Annotated in this window: 19 protein-coding genes; 13 read left to right on the top strand and 6 right to left on the bottom strand. The window is 36.0% G+C overall.

Annotated features, from left to right (window positions below; translation table 11 throughout):
* Window positions 1-78 precede the first annotated feature (78 nt).
* Window positions 79-870, top strand: coding sequence for an inositol monophosphatase family protein (locus AN959_RS00545; RefSeq protein WP_056829058.1), 792 nt, complete (start codon window positions 79-81; stop codon window positions 868-870).
* Between the two features lie 35 nt (window positions 871-905).
* Here the strand turns inward: AN959_RS00545 and AN959_RS00540 are convergent, their stop codons facing one another.
* Entirely contained in the window at window positions 906-1091 is a 186-nt protein-coding gene (locus tag AN959_RS00540) for a YlaF family protein (protein ID WP_056827425.1), read from the bottom strand.
* A gap of 106 nt (window positions 1092-1197) precedes the next feature.
* Here AN959_RS00540 and typA point away from each other — a divergent pair, with 106 nt between their 5' ends.
* Together typA and AN959_RS00530 are read left to right on the top strand one after the other, a co-directional pair.
* Window positions 1198-3045, top strand: coding sequence for a translational GTPase TypA (gene typA / locus AN959_RS00535; RefSeq protein ID WP_053590140.1), 1848 nt, complete (start codon window positions 1198-1200; stop codon window positions 3043-3045).
* Between the two features lie 21 nt (window positions 3046-3066).
* The gene (locus AN959_RS00530) at window positions 3067-3393 is read left to right on the top strand and encodes a YlaH-like family protein (protein WP_253278847.1); all 327 of its coding nucleotides are present in this window, start codon (window positions 3067-3069) and stop codon (window positions 3391-3393) included.
* A 256-nt stretch (window positions 3394-3649) separates the two neighbouring features.
* On the opposite strand, the gene AN959_RS00525 is transcribed toward AN959_RS00530, so the two are convergent.
* Window positions 3650-3853, bottom strand: coding sequence for a YlaI family protein (locus tag AN959_RS00525; protein ID WP_053590139.1), 204 nt, complete (start codon window positions 3851-3853; stop codon window positions 3650-3652).
* Window positions 3854-3864: 11 nt separating this feature from the next.
* Window positions 3865-4362: a hypothetical protein gene (locus tag AN959_RS00520; protein ID WP_053590138.1), complete on the bottom strand. Its 498-nt coding sequence runs from the start codon at window positions 4360-4362 to the stop codon at window positions 3865-3867.
* Between the two features lie 178 nt (window positions 4363-4540).
* Between AN959_RS00520 and AN959_RS00515 the strand changes: the two genes are divergently transcribed.
* The 3 genes from AN959_RS00515 (at window position 4541) to pyc (ending at window position 9534) form a co-directional block, all read left to right on the top strand.
* On the top strand, window positions 4541-4822 hold the full coding sequence (locus AN959_RS00515; RefSeq protein WP_053590137.1) for a YlaN family protein: 282 nt from the start codon (window positions 4541-4543) through the stop codon (window positions 4820-4822).
* An 85-nt stretch (window positions 4823-4907) separates the two neighbouring features.
* Window positions 4908-6074 (top strand): FtsW/RodA/SpoVE family cell cycle protein, encoded by a 1167-nt coding sequence (locus tag AN959_RS00510; protein ID WP_053590136.1) that lies wholly within the window; start codon window positions 4908-4910, stop codon window positions 6072-6074.
* A gap of 16 nt (window positions 6075-6090) precedes the next feature.
* Window positions 6091-9534, top strand: a complete 3444-nt coding sequence (gene pyc, locus AN959_RS00505) for a pyruvate carboxylase (protein ID WP_056827423.1) — start codon at window positions 6091-6093, stop codon at window positions 9532-9534.
* Window positions 9535-10273: 739 nt separating this feature from the next.
* On the opposite strand, the gene AN959_RS00500 is transcribed toward pyc, so the two are convergent.
* A complete protein-coding gene (locus AN959_RS00500; RefSeq protein ID WP_056827422.1) occupies window positions 10274-11185 on the bottom strand; it encodes a heme A synthase in 912 nt (303 codons plus the stop codon).
* Window positions 11186-11510: 325 nt separating this feature from the next.
* Between AN959_RS00500 and cyoE the strand changes: the two genes are divergently transcribed.
* From cyoE to AN959_RS00465, 7 genes are all read left to right on the top strand, one after another.
* Window positions 11511-12434, top strand: a complete 924-nt coding sequence (cyoE, locus tag AN959_RS00495) for a heme o synthase (RefSeq protein ID WP_053590133.1) — start codon at window positions 11511-11513, stop codon at window positions 12432-12434.
* 100 nt (window positions 12435-12534) lie between these two features.
* Window positions 12535-13617: a cytochrome c oxidase subunit II gene (coxB, locus tag AN959_RS00490; protein ID WP_056827420.1), complete on the top strand. Its 1083-nt coding sequence runs from the start codon at window positions 12535-12537 to the stop codon at window positions 13615-13617.
* A gap of 32 nt (window positions 13618-13649) precedes the next feature.
* Complete coding sequence (locus tag AN959_RS00485; protein WP_056827418.1) at window positions 13650-15512, top strand: cytochrome c oxidase subunit I; 1863 nt, start codon at window positions 13650-13652, stop codon at window positions 15510-15512.
* A gap of 2 nt (window positions 15513-15514) precedes the next feature.
* Window positions 15515-16141, top strand: a complete 627-nt coding sequence (locus tag AN959_RS00480) for a cytochrome (ubi)quinol oxidase subunit III (RefSeq protein ID WP_053590130.1) — start codon at window positions 15515-15517, stop codon at window positions 16139-16141.
* 1 nt (window position 16142) lies between these two features.
* The gene (gene ctaF / locus AN959_RS00475) at window positions 16143-16475 is read left to right on the top strand and encodes a cytochrome c oxidase subunit IVB (RefSeq protein ID WP_056827416.1); all 333 of its coding nucleotides are present in this window, start codon (window positions 16143-16145) and stop codon (window positions 16473-16475) included.
* A gap of 1091 nt (window positions 16476-17566) precedes the next feature.
* Window positions 17567-18478, top strand: coding sequence for a cytochrome c oxidase assembly factor CtaG (gene ctaG / locus AN959_RS00470; protein WP_056827414.1), 912 nt, complete (start codon window positions 17567-17569; stop codon window positions 18476-18478).
* A 36-nt stretch (window positions 18479-18514) separates the two neighbouring features.
* Window positions 18515-18976, top strand: coding sequence for a DUF420 domain-containing protein (locus tag AN959_RS00465; protein ID WP_172794277.1), 462 nt, complete (start codon window positions 18515-18517; stop codon window positions 18974-18976).
* A gap of 51 nt (window positions 18977-19027) precedes the next feature.
* Here the strand turns inward: AN959_RS00465 and ytvI are convergent, their stop codons facing one another.
* Both ytvI and AN959_RS00455 read right to left on the bottom strand, forming a co-directional pair.
* Window positions 19028-20092, bottom strand: coding sequence for a sporulation integral membrane protein YtvI (ytvI, locus tag AN959_RS00460; protein ID WP_056827412.1), 1065 nt, complete (start codon window positions 20090-20092; stop codon window positions 19028-19030).
* A gap of 111 nt (window positions 20093-20203) precedes the next feature.
* Window positions 20204-20569 carry a YugN family protein gene (locus tag AN959_RS00455; RefSeq protein WP_053590125.1) on the bottom strand — a complete coding sequence of 122 codons (366 nt, stop codon included), beginning with the start codon at window positions 20567-20569 and terminating at the stop codon, window positions 20204-20206.
* Between the last annotated feature and the right edge of the window lie 130 nt (window positions 20570-20699).

Here is a 20699-nt window from a genome sequence, read left to right as displayed (position 1 = left end):
AAAACACCTGCTATTTAAAAGACAGCCGGTGTTTTTTTCTTTATACTGAATAGTAGATGGGAAGAAAGGGTGGGAGCAGTGGATATACATAAGTTAGATAAATATGCTAAGTCGCTCATTAAAGAAGCTGCGGGTAGAATACAAGCATCTTTTACTACTGAGCTTATTATTGAAACAAAATCCGAAGCAAACGATTTGGTTACAAATATTGATAAAGAAACGGAACAATTTTTTATAAGCCATATAAAAAAGGATTTTCCTGAACATCGAATCTTTGGAGAAGAAGGATTTGGTGACGATATTCAAGATTTAAATGGGTATGTCTGGATGTTGGATCCAATAGATGGAACAATGAATTTTATTCATCAAAAAAAGAACTTTGCTATTTCACTAGGTATTTATAAGGATGGAGTAGGGCTACTTGGCTATATTTATAATGTGATGGAAGATGATTTAATATCTGCATCGCTTGGTGAAGGAGCATATTATAATGATTTACGAATACCAAACGTAGAGAAAGCAAGGATTGAACAATCCATTATTGGAATTAATGCCAGTTGGGTAGTACCAAATAAATACATTGAACATGATGGGATGATTAAGCTTTTACAAACAGTACGTGGAACTAGATCTTACGGGTCAGCTGCATTGGAAATAGCCTATGTTGTAACTGGAAAACTGGATGCCTATATGTCGATGCGGCTATCACCATGGGATATAGCAGGTGGAATGGTCGTTGCAAAAGAGGTGGGGGCGATTGTTACGGATTTGGCAGATAAACCAATAAATTTATTGACACAAAATACTTTTTTGATTGCAAAGCCGGGTCTTCATAAGGAATTAGTAACAAATTATATAAAGTTAAAATAAAAATCGTCGGCAAGAAAACTCTTGTCGACGATTTATTATAGTAGACCTTGATCTCTCATTTTTTTCTTTGTTTTAAAACCATATCCCATAACCACGCAAAGTAAGACAAGTCCTAGTATTACTAATGGGATACTTCTAAGTGCAATCGCAATTCCAACAAAAGCCATAGATAATATTGCACCAAGAGAAAATAGAACAAAAATCCATTTAATGTTGCCCAAAATGATTACCTCCAAAAAATAATGATAAAAAATATTATTACTTTAGTTTCACTTGTGCTATAATAACACAGTTATGGACGCGAAAAAAAGAATATGGAGTGGAAATATGACAAAAATTCGTCAAGATTTACGAAACATTGCAATTATAGCACACGTTGACCATGGAAAAACGACACTAGTCGATCAATTATTAAAACAATCTGGTACATTTCGTTCAAATGAACACGTTGAAGAACGTGCAATGGACTCGAATGATATTGAGCGTGAACGCGGTATTACGATTTTAGCTAAAAATACAGCAGTAGATTATAATGGTTCTCGCATCAATATCTTGGATACACCTGGACATGCTGATTTCGGCGGTGAGGTAGAACGTATCTTAAAAATGGTAGACGGCGTTTTACTAGTTGTCGATGCATATGAGGGTTGTATGCCTCAAACGCGTTTCGTATTGAAAAAAGCGTTAGAACAAAAATTAACACCAATCGTTGTAGTTAACAAAGTAGATAAAGATTCTGCTCGTCCACTAGAAGTAGTAGATGAAGTTTTAGAACTATTAATAGAATTAGGTGCAGATGAAGATCAATTAGAATTCCCAGTTGTATATGCTTCTGGTGTAAACGGTACTGCTTCATTAGATCCAGACCCTGCTAACCAAGAAGAAAACATGAAATGTCTATTCGACATGATTGTCGAAGCAATTCCAGCACCGATTGATAACTCAGACGAACCACTACAATTCCAAGTAGCATTACTTGACTATAATGATTATGTAGGACGTATTGGTATTGGTCGTGTATTCCGCGGAACAATTGAAGTAGGGCAACAAATTTCTCTTATGAAACTAGATGGCTCGGTGAAAAATTACCGTGTAACAAAAATTTTCGGTTTCTTTGGATTAAAGCGTGAAGAAATCCAGTCAGCTAAAGCAGGAGATTTAATTGCGGTATCTGGTATGGAAGAAATTAATGTAGGTGAGACAGTTTGTCCTACAGACCATCCTGAAGCTTTAACACCATTACGTATCGATGAACCAACTCTACAAATGACATTCTTAGTAAATAACTCACCATTCGCTGGTCGTGAAGGTAAATGGGTTACTTCACGTAAAATAGAAGAACGTTTACGTGCTCAATTACAAACAGATGTATCATTACGAGTTGAAGATACAGACTCTCCTGATGCTTGGACAGTTTCTGGTCGTGGTGAGCTTCACTTATCGATTTTAATCGAAAATATGCGTCGTGAAGGATATGAATTACAAGTTTCCAAACCGAAAGTAATTATTAGAGAAATTGATGGTGTAAAATGTGAACCTGTTGAGCGTGTTCAAATTGATGTGCCAGAAGATAGTGTAGGTTCAATTATCGAATCTATGGGTACTCGTAAAGGTGAAATGATTGACATGGTCAACAATGGTAATGGTCAAGTTCGTTTGATCTTCATGGTTCCTGCTCGTGGATTAATCGGGTATACTACTGAATTTATGTCTCTGACTAAAGGATTTGGTATCATTAACCACACTTTTGATAGTTATCAACCAGTAGTTTCAGGTCGTGTTGGTGGACGTCACCAAGGAGTACTTGTTTCAATGGAAACTGGTAAAGCATCAACTTATGGAATGATGCAAATAGAAGATCGTGGTACATTATTCGTGGAACCAGGTACTGAAATTTACGAAGGTATGGTTGTCGGAGAGAATACTCGTGATGCTGATATCACTGTTAATATTACAAAAATGAAACAAAAAACGAATATTCGTTCAGCTAACAAAGATCAAACAAACGTGATTAAAAAACCTCGTATTTTAACTCTTGAAGAAGCGATAGAATATTTAGGCGAAGATGAGTATCTAGAAATTACTCCTCAATCAATTCGTTTACGTAAACAAATTTTAGATAAAAATGAACGCGAACGTGTCGCAAAGAAAAAGAAAAATGCAGAACTGGAATAGGAACTGAAAGGGTGAAAAACCTTGGAGGAAAAGCAATTCGTATTTGGTAGAATGTCTAGTATTGCAAGATATATTTACGAGGCAATGCCATCCTACGATATAGCGGGTTATGTATTATTTTTAGTGATTTTCTTGCTATCCGTCCTTGTTTATAGGCTAGGATTTGCAAAAAAATTACGTATTGGTCAAAATATAGTCATTTATGCGTTTTTATTTATCGGATGTTTGATGCTAACATTTTTAGCTTTTTTCCTTCCTGTTGTAGAAGGGCTAATTGTTGCAGCATTAATCCTCATTATTTATAAAATTCGCTTACGACTTGAGAAAAGAAAAAGCTCGACTACTTAGTGTAGTCGAGCTTTCAGACTGTTGACAAACGCTCGCATTCTTCGTTGCTTGCTCCTGTGCAAAGCTCGTCGCAAACAAGAGCGTTTGCACATCGTTGTAAGCTCATGAACTATAAGTTCTATTCGCTTCCGCCTTGTGCTCGCGCCTCGACTGACAAGCGTTTTCAAGACAGCCTGAAGAAACACCGACTAATAATGACTTTGTCCGCAACCTAAAAGCTCGACTACTTAGTGTAGTCGAGCTTTTTCTTTTCTAGTTAAAATTCATTTTCAATAAGCTTTGAAGTTTTGTAAAAAATAAATTTGCCGGTCGCTAATCGGTCAAGTGTTTTTTCTTCTATTCTGTCATGGCAGGTTGGACACATATAAGTGTGAATAGGTCGATTTCTTAATTTCTTCGCTAATGGCAAGTCATTTGGAAGCTCGTCAATTCGGTCGCAAATGGCACATTGTACCTTCATAAAGCTACCTCCTATTCTATACGAAATGCTGTAATATTATTGATGGGGTTATTGATATTGGATCCATCTTTTTTTAGTATGTGAACAGGACCATCTTCTCGTAGTGGCTTTCCTTTATGGCTAAACTTCAATAAGAGGGAGTCTAGTTCTTTTAAAGAAAATGTATGTTCACTATCAGTAGTTTCCACAACAAGTGTAGTAGCATCATTTAAAGGCTCAGCATTTAAAATGAATTGCTTTAGGTCAATACCAAAAGTACTTGTTAATACTTTTGTGCGCTCGTATTTTTTTTCAGTTTTTAATGTCGGTGGGTTAGTTGAGCCTTCAATGATTTCTCGAGACCAATGAGCAGAAGTAACTTTTGTATACTCCTCTAACTCATCTTTATATTCGTACTTACCAGAAAAGAAATCATCCAAATCGATTCTACGATCATCAAAAATCCATACGGTAGGATCTAAAGTAATATTAAATTTTACTGCACCCTTAATAGGAATAATTTGTTCCAAAACAATTGCCTCCTCTAGACTATCTAATCTATATAAGTATACCTTTAAATCGAAAAGTCTCAAAGAATAATTAATTATATCAAAATGTAAGATGAGAGAACACTTGCATTTTTCTTACGCAAAAGATACACTTTAGGGAGGTAAAACAATTAGAAATTATAATAATGGGGGCGTCCTCATGGATACTAATATACAAATTTCGTATCAAGATAAAGCATTAGAGCTTTTGAAAAAAGATGCGGAAAAGATTGCACAACTTATAAAAGTGCAGATGGATAACTTAACGATGCCTCAATGCCCTCTCTATGAAGAGGTTCTGGACACTCAAATGTTTGGTTTGTCACGTGAAATTGACTTTGCGGTAAAGCTAGGGCTTTTAGAGAAAAGTGAAGGAAAAGAAATTATAGCTTCACTTGAAAAAGAGTTATCAATTTTACATGAGATCCATACAGAAAAATAATTATAAAACTCAAACAAAAATACTGTTTGAGTTTTTTTTCTAGAAATATTTATTTGTNTTTAAATTATGAAATAGAGGTTTTAAAATGATTCCGTATATTAAACGTTATGTAAAAAACTTTGATTATCCGTTATTCTTTGTTTATTTGTTACTTTGCCTATTTGGTTTAGTAATGATATATAGTGCTAGTTTTGGTTGGTCGGTTCTTAATTATGGTTGGGAACCCGACTATTTTTTTAACAAGCAAAAGCTAAACTTATTACTTTGTATTCCAGTTTTCTTCCTGACTGCTTTTTTTCCGTATAAACATTATAAAAATAAAGTTGTAATGCAGTTAATGCTACTCGTGATGTTTACGCTTTTATTTTTAGTGCATTTTATTGGTTCGGGTGGGGAAAGTGGTTCACAGAGTTGGATTCACTTAGGTTTTGGTAATATTCAACCATCAGAAGTTGCGAAAATTGTAATAGTTTTATATTTTGCAGGGATATTTACGAAGAAATATGAAAATGGAACATTAGATAAACTAAACGAATCTGTTGGGCCGCCTCTCATCGTGTTATTTTTTGTATTTGTGTCAATTATGATGGAAACAGATGTAGGAAATACAATGATAATTAGCTTTGTTGCAATTTCTGTAATTGCTGCTAGTGGAATAAAATTTAAGTCATTTTCCAAAATTATTGGATTAATTGGTATGGTAATTACATTAGGTCTCGTTGCGATTTACTTGATGAAGGATACTTTATTGACTCCACATAGAAGAGGCAGACTAGAAGCTTTCTTTAATCCTTTTGATTATGAACAAGGCTATGGCTATCAGATTGTAAATGGTTATATTGCGATAGGTTCTGGAGGTTTAAAAGGTTTAGGGTTGGGGAACTCGAATCAGAAATTTGGATATCTTCCGGAACCACATACGGATTTTATAATGGCAATTATTGCCGAGGAACTTGGGATTATAGGGGTATTAATCGTTTTATTAGGACTGTTTTTTCTTGTATTTAAGGCAATAATGATTGCCATCACTACAAAAGATCCTCAGGCTCGTATGATAGCTGCTGGAATTGGTAGTATTATAGGATTTCAAACATTTGTTAACTTAGGTGGCATGCTGGGAATAATCCCACTTACCGGAGTGCCTTTACCGTTTATCAGTTACGGGGGGACCTCCATTATATTGTTATCCGCAGCAATGGGGATACTGATGAATGTCTCAATGTTTGTAAAGTATGAGAAAACCAAAGGATAAGATAAGGGGTGTAGGGATGAAAAAAATCAATAAAATAGTAGTCGCTAACAGAGGGGAAATAGCGATTCGAATTTTCCGGGCTTGTACAGAGTTAAATCTACGTACAGTAGCTATTTATTCAAGAGAAGATATTGGCTCTTTTCATCGATTTAAATCAGATGAATCTTACTTGGTTGGAGATGGAAAAAAACCAATTGACGCTTACTTGGATATAGAAGATATTATCCGAATAGCGAAAAAAAGTAATGCTGATGCTATTCATCCAGGATATGGTTTTCTTTCAGAGAATGTTGACTTTGCAAGACGTTGTGAGGAAGAAGGCATCATCTTTATTGGACCTACATCAGAGCATCTCGATATGTTTGGAGACAAAGTTAAAGCACGTGATCAGGCTGTGAAGGCTGGTATACCTGTTATTCCAGGAAGCGATGGTCCAGTAGAAAATTTGGAAGATGTTCGTGCGTTTGGTAAAGCACATGGCTATCCGCTAATGATTAAAGCTTCTCTTGGTGGCGGAGGACGTGGAATGCGTGTCGTTCAAACAGAAGAGGAATTGGATAGTGCATATGAACGTGCAAAATCAGAAGCAAAGGCGGCATTTGGATCAGATGAAGTGTACGTAGAAAAATTCATTGATCAGCCAAAACATATAGAAGTCCAAATTCTTGGAGATAATCAAGGTAATCTCATCCATTTGTATGAACGGGACTGTTCGATTCAAAGAAGACATCAAAAGGTGGTAGAGATTGCTCCTTCTAATTCTTTGAGTTCCGAATTACGAGATAGCATTTGCCAAGCTGCAGTTCAGTTGATGAAAAATGTATCTTACATAAATGCAGGAACAGTTGAATTTTTAGTAACGGAAAATGATTTTTATTTTATTGAAGTAAATCCTCGTATACAAGTAGAACATACGATAACAGAAATGATTACTGGTGTTGATATTGTACATGCACAAATCAAAATCGCTGATGGTTTAGCTTTAAACAGTGAAGAAATGGGAATTCCGAGTCAGGATAATATTCCACTCTTTGGTTTTGCGATTCAGTCACGTGTAACAACAGAAGACCCATTGAATAATTTTATGCCTGATACAGGAAAGCTTATGGTTTATCGGTCAGGTGGTGGTTTTGGTGTACGCTTAGATGCTGGAAACGGGTTTCAAGGAGCTGTTATCACTCCTTATTATGATTCATTGTTAGTGAAGGTTTCGACTTGGGGCATGACATTTAAAGAAGCTGCAGCTAAAATGGACAGAAATTTGCAGGAATTCAGAATAAGAGGGATAAAAACTAATATTCCTTTTTTAGAAAATGTTGTAAAGCATCCAAGCTTCCTTTCAGGAAAATTTAATACAAGTTTTATTGATTCAACTCCTGAACTATTTTTATTCCCTAATAGGAAAGACCGTGGAACAAAGCTATTAAATTATATTGGTAATGTTTCTGTTAATGGTTTTCCTGGTGTGGAGAAGAAAAAATCTAAACCTATTTTTAGTACTGCAAGAAAACCAAAAGTTGACTTAACAACAATACCTACAATTGGAACAAAACAAATTTTAGAGCAACATGGCCCAGAAGGGGTAGTCAACTGGGTGAAGGAACAAAAAGGTGTATTACTAACAGACACAACTTTTAGGGATGCCCATCAGTCACTTCTCGCGACGCGTGTTCGATCGTACGATATGTTTGAAATAGCAACAGAATCAGCCCATGGGATGCATGACTTGTTTTCTTTTGAAATGTGGGGAGGAGCTACGTTTGACGTTGCCTACCGTTTCTTAAAAGAGAATCCATGGGATCGTTTACTAAAAATGCGACAAATGATTCCAAATGTTCTTTTTCAAATGTTATTCCGAGGGGCAAATGCTGTTGGATATAAAAACTATCCGGATAATGTCATTCGAGAGTTTATTCAAGAGTCGGCAGAAGCAGGTATAGATGTATTCCGAATTTTTGATAGCCTGAACTGGATCAAAGGGATGGAAGTTGCAATAGATGCTACTCGACAATCTGGAAAGATAGCTGAGGCGGCTATATGCTACACAGGAGACATTTTAGATGACTCACGTGCCAAATATACGGTGCAGTACTATAAAGATATGGCAAAAGAGTTAGAAGCCGCAGGAGCGCATATTTTGGCGATTAAGGACATGGCGGGTCTATTAAAGCCAGAAGCGGCTTTTAGATTGATTAGTGAACTTAAAAGCACAGTGGATCTACCAATTCATCTGCATACACATGATACAAGTGGAAACGGAATTTATATGTATGCAAAAGCTATAGAAGCTGGAGTAGATATTGTAGATACGGCTTTAGGTGCGATGGCTGGTTTGACATCTCAACCGAGCGCAAGTACATTGAGTTATGCGTTAAAAGGGAGCAACAGAGAAGTTATCGGTGATATAAATGCTTTTGAAAAGTTATCCTATTATTGGGAAGATGTACGTAAATACTATCAAGATTTTGAAAGTGGAATGATGAGTCCGCATACAGAGATTTATGTACATGAAATGCCAGGAGGACAATATAGTAATCTTCAACAACAAGCAAAGGGTGTAGGACTAGGCGAACGCTGGGAAGAAGTAAAAGAGATGTATTCTCGAGTTAACTTACTCTTTGGAGACGTGGTAAAAGTTACGCCTTCATCTAAAATTGTTGGGGATATGGCGCTGTTCATGGTACAAAATAATCTGGATGAAATTTCAGTGATAACACGAGGAAAAACGATTGATTTCCCTGACTCTGTTATCGAGTTTTTTGAAGGGTATATTGGTCAGCCGTACGGTGGGTTCCCAAAAGAACTGCAAGAAGTAATATTAAAGGATCGTCAGGCAATTACAGTAAGACCTGGAGAATTACTGGAGCCTATTGATTTTAAAGCAGTGAGAGAAGAATTATTCAATAAACTAGGACGCCCTGTAACGAGTCAAGAAATTTTAGCATATACGCTTTATCCTAAAGTATTCGATGAATATGCTACTACAGAAAAGAACTTCGGAGATGTTTCAGTACTAGATACACCCACTTTCTTATATGGCATGAAGCTTGGAGAAGAAATCGAAGTAGAGATTGAAGTAGGAAAGACTTTAATGATTAAATTGGTTTCTATTAGTGAGCCAACTCACGATGGCAACAGAATTATCTACTTTGAATTGAATGGTCAGCCACGTGAAGTTTCCATTCAAGATCTGACAATCGAAGTTAGTCATTTGTCTCGACCGAAAGTAGATGTAACTAATGAGCAACATATAGGTGCAACTATGCCAGGTACTGTACTAAAAGTAGCTGTTTCGATTGGAAGTAAAGTGAAAAGAGGGCAACACTTACTTATTACGGAAGCAATGAAGATGGAAACAACAGTTCAAGCACCTTTCAACGGAGTAATTAAAGAGATTCATGTAGTCGCAGGAGAAGCTATTTCCACTGGTGATTTATTAATTGAAATAGAAAAAGAATAATTATAAAGACTGTTTGATATAAATTGTCAAACAGTCTTTTTGATGTGAGTAAAACTATTTCCAGCATAAACGACTTAGACGTCGCAAGAGCGCGAAGGATGTGAGAGCGACAAAGGAGAGATTCATACTGGGTAGCGTGCGGCAAGCGCATATACGAATTTCTAATTTCTATGGAGCGGAATCATTGGGCTTAGGTGAAAGGGGGAATCTACTCTTTATTGGCATTCGCGCTGGCCGCACGTCCGCAAGTGCCGCTGTATGCACTAGCGTATTTCTCTGTTTCATATGGCTGGCAATGCGCGAATACCAGTATCTTCTCTAATAATAAAGTAGATTCTGTTATATGGTTGTTAATCAATAATCCTGAGTAGGCTTATCTTTTTAATGGATTGTTTCAATTTAAACTGATGCATCCAAGATGTGCGCGTTACTCATCGCAAGAGGCGAAAAATGATTTCCCGGAAAGGTTGTGATAGCGACAGATGAGCGATTCATTCAACGGAGGCTTAGACGTAGCGTGCGGCAAGTGCACATACGTTTCCAACTCTTAATCTCTATTAGGAAATATCAATTATATTAAAGTTTAGACTAGTAGCTAATCTTAACGAGATATACCAAAAAAGCGTGGAGAGAAGGGACAACGTCTCTTCTCTCCACGCTCATAGGAATTGGTTTAGTATCTTTAATTGTCACTAGCGAACAGTTAATGATCAAATAAGGACAAAGGTGAATCGGCTTATTATTTTTTCATCAGACTTCTAGATAAAAGTAAAATCATATAGCAGAGCAATCCGAAAAGTAATGAAACAAATAAAGAATGCAATAATGCGATATAAAGATTAAGTTTAGTTAATACTACTAGCATACCAGTAGAACCTTGTAACAGAACAAGAATTAATGCAATAATCCAGCCCCAATAAAGAGCACGTTGATCTTTATAGTTCTTAATTACATGAATAGCAATAATCAATATCCATATGATTATCAAGCCAGCTGCAGCACGATGCCCCATCTGAACCCACTCATATAAATTGGTAGGTAGTGTAAACTCGTCATTTCTACATAAAGGCCAATCTTTACAAACCAAACTTGCCTCTGTGTGCCTTACTAATGCACCAGTATAAACTACTATATATGAATATAATGTGACTCCGATTGTATGAAACTTTAAAGTTTTACCAATTCTAATTTTATCTGTGTCAAATTTTCTATCAACTTCAAAGACCAGTAAGGTCAATAATAATACTGCTGCAAAAGAAATGAGTGATATTCCAAAATGTAGTGCTAGAATGAAATCGCCTTGACCCCACTTAACTTGTGCTGCTCCAATTAAAGCTTGTAGAACCAAAAAGAAAATTGCCATAAATGATAAAAACTTTGTTTCGCGAACATTTCCCAATGCACGCCATGCCCAAACTGCCAAAGCTACAATAAGTATTCCAACAGCACCTGTAACAAGTCTGTGTGAAAATTCAATAAGTACTTCTGTCGTTATTTCATCAGGTATTAGTTGTCCATTACAGCCTGGCCAATGTCTACCGCAACCCATTCCACTGTCGGTTTTGGTTACAAGAGCTCCACCTAATAGAATGAGAAGCATACCAACTGTAGAGGCCACAGCCAACCATTTTAAACTTTTGTGAATGTGCAATATGCCACCTACTTTATGTATCTTGATCGTCTTAAAAAGACGGTATCTGCCTTTTGATAATATCGAAACATAGAAGAAAATACAATGTTTATCATTTAATGAATAGGGTATGATAATGCCATTTCACAAATTGTTCATAAATTCGTGCCTTAACCTTCACAAATAATAAAAAGAAATGATTTACTATTAATATTGTTGTATTGTTTAGGAGAATCTTTTAATACTTATAAGTCGAAAAACATATTTCGCTATAGAAATTAGAGATGATTTTCGATATAGTAAAAGATAGCGGAATATGCTTACAACTTTGAAAGGAGGGGGCAGCATGTCGAATAGTCAATCAATTACCGCGAATACCGAGACTGACAAAAATCCAGAAACAGCGTCATTCATTAAAGACTTTCTTGCACTTATTAAGATTGGGATTGTAAATTCAAATCTTATAACGACGTTTACTGGTATTTGGTTAGCTTTTCAATTTACTAACCGTAATTTTCTTCATGAATTAGATTTGTTGTTCTACACACTATTTGGGGCGGCTTTAATTATCGCTGGATCAGGTGCGATGAATAACTATATTGATCGTGATATAGATCCTATTATGAAGAGTAAAAGAGCAAGACCAACTGTTACTGGAAGGTTTAATCCTACGGCCGTGCTGATAACTTCTCTTACTTTGTTAGTTGTAGGTGAAATTTTGTTATTTATGGCTTCAACTTCTGCGGGAGTTTGGGGACTTGCTGGTATCATTAGTTATGTAGTTCTTTATTCCATGTGGTCAAAAAGAAAACATGTGAGTAACACAGTAGTCGGCAGTATTTCTGGTGCAATTCCACCTTTAATTGGATGGGGAGCAGTAGAACCTGGTTTAAGCCTTGGAGCTCTAGCTCTGTTCTTAATAATGTTCGTGTGGCAACCACCGCACTTTTATGCACTAGCTATGAAACGAACAGAGGAATACAGAGCAGCTAATATTCCAATGCTTCCAGTTGTAAAAGGATTTGAACGTACGAAGCGTTCTATGCTTTTATGGGTAATATTCTTATTCCCATTACCATTTTTGCTAATGGAACTTGGAACATTCTTCATCGTATTAGCTACAGCTCTTAATATAGGTTGGCTCATACTTGCTATTAAAGGTTTCCGAGCTGAAGACGATTTGAAATGGGCTACTCGTATGTTTGTTTATTCATTAAACTATATGACCATCCTGTTCGTATCAATGATAATCTTCTCTATCTTTATTTAACTACTGGAATTCTTTCTTTAATCAATAAGAATTCATATAGAACAGAACCACAGTCCAACTGCACATGAATACAACTATGAAAGAGGGGTTTGATTTAGCTATGATGAAAGGGCTTAAAAAATGGCGACTTTTTTCACTGTTAGCAGCTCTTACGATTTTTCTATCGGGTTGTGGCGAAGAATATCTATCTACGCTTACACCTGCAGGACAAGTCGGAAGGGATCAATTTAACTTACTATTACTGTCATCTGCTATTATGGCTTTAGTTATTATAGTAGTAGTAATTATTTATGTTCTTGCACTAGTGAAATTCCGTCGTAAAAAAGTAGGAGAAAACGTCATTCCAAAGCAAGTGGAAGGAAGTCATACTCTAGAAATTATTTGGACAGTTATTCCTATTCTTCTATTATTAGTACTTGCTGTTCCAACTGTTTATTTAACTTATAAGCATGCGGATGTCGCAGGAATGGAAAAAGTAGATGAGGAAGGTAACAAAACAGCAGTTACTGTAAATGTTACAGCAAAATTATACTGGTGGGAGTTTGAATACCCAGATTTAGGTGTAGTTACTTCTCAGGAATTAGTAGTTCCTACTGATGAAAAAGTGTACTTTAATTTAAAAGCTGCAGATGTTAAGCACTCATTCTGGATTCCATCAGCTGGTGGTAAAATGGATACAAACGTGGAAAATGTAAACCAATTCTATTTAGAATTTGATGAAGCTTCTGCTGGATTAGAACAAGGCGTTTTCTATGGTAAATGTGCTGAACTTTGTGGTCCTTCACATGCTTTGATGGATTTCAAAGTTAAAACTATGGAAAGAGAAGATTTTAACGCATGGGTAGAGTCTGCTAAAACAACAGAACCTACTGCTGAAGGCGAACTTGCTAAATCTGGTGAAGAAATCTTTAACACAAGTTGTATCGCTTGTCATGCAACTTCTGCTGCAGGTACTGGTGGTGGAGTAGGTCCTAACTTAGCTGCATTTGGAGACCGTAACCGTGTTGCAGGATTCATGGAGCATAACGAAGAAAACTTAAAAGCTTGGATCAATGATCCACAAAGTCACAAACCAGGCAACCTAATGCCACAGCCTGAAGCAATCAACAATGGCAACAAATTTAGTGAAGAGCAATTAGATGCTCTTGCGGAATATTTAATGGGATTATCTATTGAAAAGTAAATCAATAGATAAAAATAAAGGAGGTTAAAGTTGTGAGTTCAATCGCTAAGAAAAAAGGCTTTGGCGCAACTTTATGGGACTATTTAACAACGGTTGACCATAAAAAAATCGCTGTCCTTTACCTCGCTGCCGGCGGATTGTTTTTTGTAATCGGTGGTATCGAGGCAATGCTTATTCGTATACAATTGGCAAAACCGGACAATGATTTTGTAAGTGCTGGTTTATTTAACGAAATTATTACAATGCATGGTACAACAATGATCTTTCTAGCAGCCATGCCAATATTATTTGGATATATGAATGCTGTTGTGCCTTTACAAATTGGTGCACGTGACGTTGCATTCCCATTCTTAAATGCACTTGGTTTTTGGTTATTCCTTTTTGGTGGTATTTTCCTTAATCTATCTTGGTTTATGGGTGGAGCACCTGATGCTGGATGGACTTCTTATGCATCTCTATCGCTAGCATCCGAAGGTCATGGGATTGACTTTTATGCACTAGGACTTCAAATATCCGGTGCCGGTACATATATAGCCGGTATTAACTTTCTTGTAACAATTATTAATATGAGAGCTCCTGGTATGACATACATGCGTATGCCATTAATGACTTGGACTACATTTGTTGCAAGTGCGTTAATATTATTCGCTTTCCCACCTTTAACAATTGGATTATTTTTCTTAATCTTTGACCGTATGTTTGGAGCAAACTTCTTTGACCATACAATGGGTGGTAATACAATTATTTGGGAGCATTTATTCTGGATATTTGGGCATCCTGAAGTATATATCTTAATATTGCCTGCATTCGGTATTTTCTCAGAAATCTTTGCAATATTCTCACGTAAACGTTTATTTGGTTACTCATCCATGGTATTTGCTACAGTATTAATTGGATTCTTAGGATTCATGGTTTGGGCTCACCATATGTTTACAGTTGGATTAGGACCAACAGCTAATGCGATTTTTGCTGTTGCTACAATGGCTATTGCTGTACCAACAGGTATGAAAATCTTTAACTGGCTTCTTACGATCTGGGGAGGTAGTATTAAAGTAACTACTCCAATGCTTTATGCATTAGGATTCATTCCTTCATTCGTAGCAGGTGGGGTTACTGGTGTTATGCAAGCTGCAGCACCTCTTGACTATCAGTTACACGATTCATACTTTATCGTTGCCCATTTCCACTATGTAATCGTTGGTGGGGTAGTACTGGCAATCTTAGCAGCATTGCACTTATATTGGCCTTTAATGTTTAACCAAATGTTAAGTGAAAAACTTGGTGTATGGACATTCTGGTTCTTCTTTATCGGTTTCCATCTTACTTTCTTTATTCAACATTTCTTAGGTCTAATGGGTATGCCACGTCGTGTTTTCACTTATGGAGCAAATCAAGGTTGGGATCTATTCAACCTAATCAGTTCAATCGGTGCGATTTTCATGGCAATTGGTGTAATCATTTTAGTAATCAATATTATCATTACAGTTGTTAAGAATGTTCCTGTTGGAAGAGATCCTTGGGAAGATGGCCGTACATTAGAATGGGCTATTCCACAACCAGTTCCTTTTTATAACTTTAAACAAACTCCACTTGTTCGTGGACTTGATACTTTCTGGATTGAAAAACAAGAGGGTAATAAAGAAGGTATGACATATGCAGAGCCACTATCTGATATTCATATGCCAAATAACTCATTTATTCCTTTTGTAATGTCACTTGGATTATTCGTAGCAGCATTCGGTGCTCTTTACAATGGTGAAAAATCATGGGCAGTTCCAGTTATCGTTCTTGGATTAGCAATTACATTACTTTCAATGGCAGTACGTTCATTAAAAGATGACCATGGTTTCCATATTCACAAAGAAGATTTAATGAATGAAAAAGGGGGTAATTAATAATGGACTTTAATACGAAGTACACCCCACAATCTTGGCCAGATCATCCAGAGCAAGTAACCTTAGAAGGTAAAAACAAATTCGTAGGTTTCTGGCTGTTTCTAGGTGGAGAAACTGTACTATTCGCTAGTTTGTTTGCTACTTATTTGGCTCTTAAAAACAAAGGGCCAAGTGGTATGGAGTTTTCAACTCAATCTTTATATGAATTACCACTTGCCTTTGTTATGACGATGTTACTTCTTACATCTTCTCTAACGAGTGTGTACGCAATGTACCACATGAAGAACCATAATTTTAGAGGAATGCAAACTTGGTTAGCGATTACTGTATTACTTGGTTTCGGATTCTTAGCATTAGAGATTTATGAGTTTTATCATTATGTACACATCGGATTTACTTATGGACAAAGTGCGTTTTCATCAGCGTTCTTTACATTGGTAGGAACGCATGGTCTTCACGTTGTAATCGGTTTAGGCTGGATTATCTTATTGATTATCCGTAATGCTAAACGTGGATTTAGCTTGTATAATGCACCAAAATACTATACTGCTTCTTTATACTGGCACTTCATCGATGTTGTGTGGGTATTCATCTTTACAGTAGTATACTTGATGGGAGTTGTTGGTTAATATGTCAAACGACGCTCACGTATATGTGAAATCACAAACAGAGTATGAATATACTCGCCGCAAGAGAAGAGAAGATATGCGTGCTCAAGTAACAACATTTGCAATAATGATTTTCTTGACACTTGTTTCATTTACTTCAGTTGCTGCAGGTTTTTCAAAATACTATATTGTTCCAATAATTTTATTGTTGGCTGCAATTCAAGTAGTATTGCAACTTTATTATTTCATGCATATGAGTGAAAAGGGTCATGCTGTTACAACGTTCTTCTTATATACAGCAGCCACTATTGGCTTTACAATGCTCCTTACATTCTTAACGATTATTTGGTGGTAATATTAAAACGAGACTAAGTTTATGCTTAGTCTCGTTTTTTTTTAATCACTTTTAGAAAGCGAGCGCAGAACCATTCGGGCAAACACGTTAAAAAAAAATATGGATTAGTTTGGAGAACCCTCTGCTCGATTCCTGCCGAAAAACGAGAAAGACAGGACCCAGTAGGAGCGTAGCGAGGGCACTGAAAAAATCTATAGAATTTGAATTTACTACATAATATCGTCCAATAAATAAGAAAATCGTTGAAATGGTTCCCTTTCCGCGGGCGTTGCCTTAGCCTCCTAAGCCAACACGATGTTGGTCATGCAATCGTTGCCGCAAAAGTTATTTTGCGACGAGCTTTGCGCAGGACCAGGATGCGGTGAACTTAGATTGCGTTCCCCTCAACTGCGGGGTCTTCGGCTAACGCTATTTCCGCAGGAGTGTCGCCTTTTTCAACGATTTTTTATAAATATTAATTGAAAGAATGTAAGTGATAAAAACTTCCACTATTAATTTCATAATGATTTCCTAATTGAAAAGCGGATAAGAGTTAATTGTAGTGAAGGCGGCGACTCCAGCCGGAATAGCAAATGTTTTCTGCACCGAAAGCGAAGCGGCAGGTGCATGAGGTGAAGACCCTGGACTGAGCGTAGCGAAATTAATTTTTGCGACGAGCTTGCGCAGGAGCATTGTTTTTTTGCGACGAGCTTTGCGCAGGAGCATTGTTTTTTACGACGAGCTTTGCGCAGGAGCATTGTTTTTTGCGACGAGCTTTGCGCAGGAGCATTGTTTTTTGCGACGAGCTCTGCGCAGGAGCAAGGGAAGCGGCTGAAGCCATGCCGGCGGAACGCGTCCGCCTGGAACGGAAATTAACGGGTCCAAAATAAAAAATCGAATATGTGAACAACTTGTCGCTCACATACTGTTAAGAAAACTCATTGAGGACTTTTTCAGTGCCCTTAGTTGTACTAGTGGAAGGAAGGCCAACGCTGCCTCTTCTCTTCGGTCTCTTATAGTTTGCAATCTCATTTGTCATAGTTCGTTCATTGAAGTTATAGCGATAGAGCATTATAATAGTGTGAGTAATGTAAAAAGGAGCGAGGATACGTATGCCTTTAAGTATATTTGGTTTTCAAGCATTGTGGAGTCCTGTCATGATTGGCGTTTTAGTATTTATTACAATATTGTATTTTTTAATCACTGTAAAATGGAGAAAGGATTTTAAAATCTCCGAACCATTAAAAGGTAAAGAAGCTGCATATTTTTTAACAAGCTTAGTTCTTTTATATATTATTAAGGGATCGCCTATAGACTTGATGGGTCATATTATGTTCTCTTTTCATATGACACAAATGGCTATTTTGTTATTACTAGTTCCACCTCTCATGATGAAGGGAATTCCTTGGTGGGTTTGGAAGGTAGTAATTGAATTACCTGTAGTTCGAAAAGTATTTCCTCTATTAACAAAACCTTTGTTTGCATTAATCGTGTTTTCAGGGCTATTCTCTTTTTACCATATACCTTTAATTTTCGATTATATTAAGTTGAATGAGGTATTACATGGAACATATACGTTCATCTTGTTTATGTCAGCGATTTTCATGTGGTGGTCAGTTGTTGAAATTATTAAAGATGGAAAAGGATTACATGGATTAAAGAAAATAGGTTACCTTATTGCAAGTGCAGTATTAATTACTCCTGCATGTGCACTTATCATTTTTTCTGGATCTCCAATGTATGATACGTATACAAATCCTGATTCATGGTTAAAAGCAATGGAGCTATGTGTACCAACAAGTACGTTATCGGGTCTATCATTATCTGGACCTGAGTTATTTTCAGATATGCCACCATTCGAGGATCAACAACTTGGTGGAATTATTATGAAAATTATTCAAGAAATAATTTATGGAGTAGTGCTATTTTCAATCTTCTTCCAATGGTATCGTAAAGAACAGGAAACTGCTGATGAAATTACGCAAAAGGCATTAGATGATCTTCATAATTCAAGTAGAGCCTAACTAATTATTTAATTTTTGTTACCGAGGAGAATGATGATGAGTTTACCTTTATTACCTACAATTAGTACCTTTTTTATCGTGTTAAGTGCAGTGCTAGTAGCAATTGGTTGGATATTAGTAAAACAAAGAAAAATAGAAGCACATAAAAAAACAATGTTTGCTGCAGCTCTATCTGCATTAACTTTTTTTATTATCTACGCATCTCGGACAATCTTTATAGGAAATACTGCTTTTGGTGGTCCCGATGATATTAAAATTTACTATACGATATTTTTAATTTTTCATATTACTTTGGCAACAGTTGGTGCAGTTTTTGGAATAGTAACCTTGTATTTAGGTTACAAAAATAATATAGTAAAACATCGTAAAATTGGGCCAATTACGAGCGTTATCTGGTTCTTTGTTGCAATTACAGGCGTGGCTGTCTACCTGTTACTTTATGTTTTTTACCATGGAGGGGAAACTACTTCCGTTATTAAAGCTATAATTGGTAGCTAATTAAAAGCAAAATAAAACAGTAACCGCATCTAGGTGGTTACTGTTTTATTTTTATAATTTGAAGTTTAGTTTGATCATCCCGGATTCTTTAGCGGTTATAAAAAGGATTACCATAAGAGGACCTATCATAAAACCAAGAAATCCAAATAGTTTTGCACCTATGAACATAGCTATTAGTATAGCAAGTGGAGAAATCCCCATTTGAGACCCCATTAGTTTTGGTTCTACCGCTCTTCTTATAATCAATAATATAATTGCAAGAACAGTAAGTTTTGTGCCAAGAACGATGTCTCCAGTTAAATAGTGATAAATTGCCCAAGGTGCCAATACTGCAATGGAACCGAGTATTGGGATAATATCGATAATCCAAATTACAACCGCCATAATAAAAGCGTACCTTGGTGTAATAATAAAAAGTAATCCTAAAAATGCTGCTCCTAAAATGATAAAACTTGCTAATATTTGAGCTTTGAAAAAACCAATAACAGTTTTTTTAATACTTGATGACATAAATCGTACTTTTTCTGCGGTACTATCGGATAAATAGTAAAATAGCTTCGCTCGTAATTTAGCTAAGTCCAACATGAATAAAAAGAGGGCGATGATAAAAACAATGAAACTTATTAAAAAATTCGGAATATTTGTGAGAATAGCAGATATATTAGAATAGCTAAGTAAATCAAGTAAAGATTCCTTCATGCTGTTTAATGTTGAATCCACTTTATCTTGAATGGATGTTACCACTTCTTTTGGCAAGCCTTCCGTATATTTAAAAAGGTTATTTTGAATATCTATCCAAATACCAGTGAGGTTATTTAAATGGAATGGGAAAACTTTAGACGTATATATCAACTGGCTTATTAGTTTAGTGACTGCGAAGTATAATAGGCCTGAAATAATAATGATGAAAAATGTGAAATTAGCAATTACTGCCGGCTTTCGTTTCCATTTAAATGTTCTTTGAGTAAATTTTACAGCAGGTTCAATTATAATTGCAGTAAGCAATGCTAAAATAATAGGAATAGAAACTGGAAGGATAAAAAAAGCAATTATTAAAAGGAAAATGGCTACTATTATGTACTTAACGTATTCTTTTTTTAAGATTTTCCATACCATGTTTTATAATTCCTCCTTTCTATTCTTTTTATTAGTATAGACAAGATATTTATAATTGAACAGATAAAAACGCTAGAGAACACATTCTCTAACGTTTTATAAGTAATACTATTATACACGTGCTTCAAAAGCTTTTAAATCTTCTTTTAAAGCAGCTAAAGTTTGTTCACAAGATTTAACTAAGTGATTTGGGAAAACTTCATTTTCTCCATATTCAACACCATGAGGGTAATAATGCTTACCAACAACTGGTTTAAGTAAAGTGATATTTGCATCGTGTGCACCAACATCACCATCTTTAGTAAAACCAAATACACGAAGGTAAAAAATACCCTCTTTAATTTCATACTTTTTGTCGTAAGTAACTCGTTCGTAGTCCCATTGGCCTTCACGAACTAAACCATGTTTTTTCATAACATCATCTAATACATTTAGATCGATGACCGTGTTTTCAATACCTGTGTTTTCGAAATACATTAAATTGTCCTCCTTCACGTTCAATATACCATAGTGTACGTTCTCATTAATATTAATTCAAATTTGAAAATGTTGCAATGACAACATTGTGTATTTCTATAGAAGCTTGTTATACTAGTGATAATGGAGT

Origin of the sequence: Psychrobacillus sp. FJAT-21963 (genome assembly GCF_001420585.1) — a bacterium.
In the GTDB taxonomy this organism is placed as follows: domain Bacteria; phylum Bacillota; class Bacilli; order Bacillales_A; family Planococcaceae; genus Psychrobacillus.
This window is presented reverse-complemented; position numbering and strand designations above follow the sequence as displayed.

Excerpts from the sequence above, each read along its gene's own strand:
- typA (WP_053590140.1), top strand. The coding sequence starts at position 1,198 with ATGACAAAAATTCGTCAAGATTTACGAAACATTGCAATTATAGCACAC.
- AN959_RS00525 (WP_053590139.1), bottom strand. The coding sequence starts at position 3,853 with ATGAAGGTACAATGTGCCATTTGCGACCGAATTGACGAGCTTCCAAAT.
- AN959_RS00515 (WP_053590137.1), top strand. The coding sequence starts at position 4,541 with ATGGATACTAATATACAAATTTCGTATCAAGATAAAGCATTAGAGCTT.
- AN959_RS00510 (WP_053590136.1), top strand. The coding sequence starts at position 4,908 with ATGATTCCGTATATTAAACGTTATGTAAAAAACTTTGATTATCCGTTA.
- pyc (WP_056827423.1), top strand. The coding sequence starts at position 6,091 with ATGAAAAAAATCAATAAAATAGTAGTCGCTAACAGAGGGGAAATAGCG.
- cyoE (WP_053590133.1), top strand. The coding sequence starts at position 11,511 with ATGTCGAATAGTCAATCAATTACCGCGAATACCGAGACTGACAAAAAT.
- coxB (WP_056827420.1), top strand. The coding sequence starts at position 12,535 with ATGATGAAAGGGCTTAAAAAATGGCGACTTTTTTCACTGTTAGCAGCT.
- AN959_RS00480 (WP_053590130.1), top strand. The coding sequence starts at position 15,515 with ATGGACTTTAATACGAAGTACACCCCACAATCTTGGCCAGATCATCCA.
- ctaF (WP_056827416.1), top strand. The coding sequence starts at position 16,143 with ATGTCAAACGACGCTCACGTATATGTGAAATCACAAACAGAGTATGAA.
- ctaG (WP_056827414.1), top strand. The coding sequence starts at position 17,567 with ATGCCTTTAAGTATATTTGGTTTTCAAGCATTGTGGAGTCCTGTCATG.
- AN959_RS00465 (WP_172794277.1), top strand. The coding sequence starts at position 18,515 with ATGAGTTTACCTTTATTACCTACAATTAGTACCTTTTTTATCGTGTTA.
- ytvI (WP_056827412.1), bottom strand. The coding sequence starts at position 20,092 with ATGGTATGGAAAATCTTAAAAAAAGAATACGTTAAGTACATAATAGTA.
- AN959_RS00455 (WP_053590125.1), bottom strand. The coding sequence starts at position 20,569 with ATGTATTTCGAAAACACAGGTATTGAAAACACGGTCATCGATCTAAAT.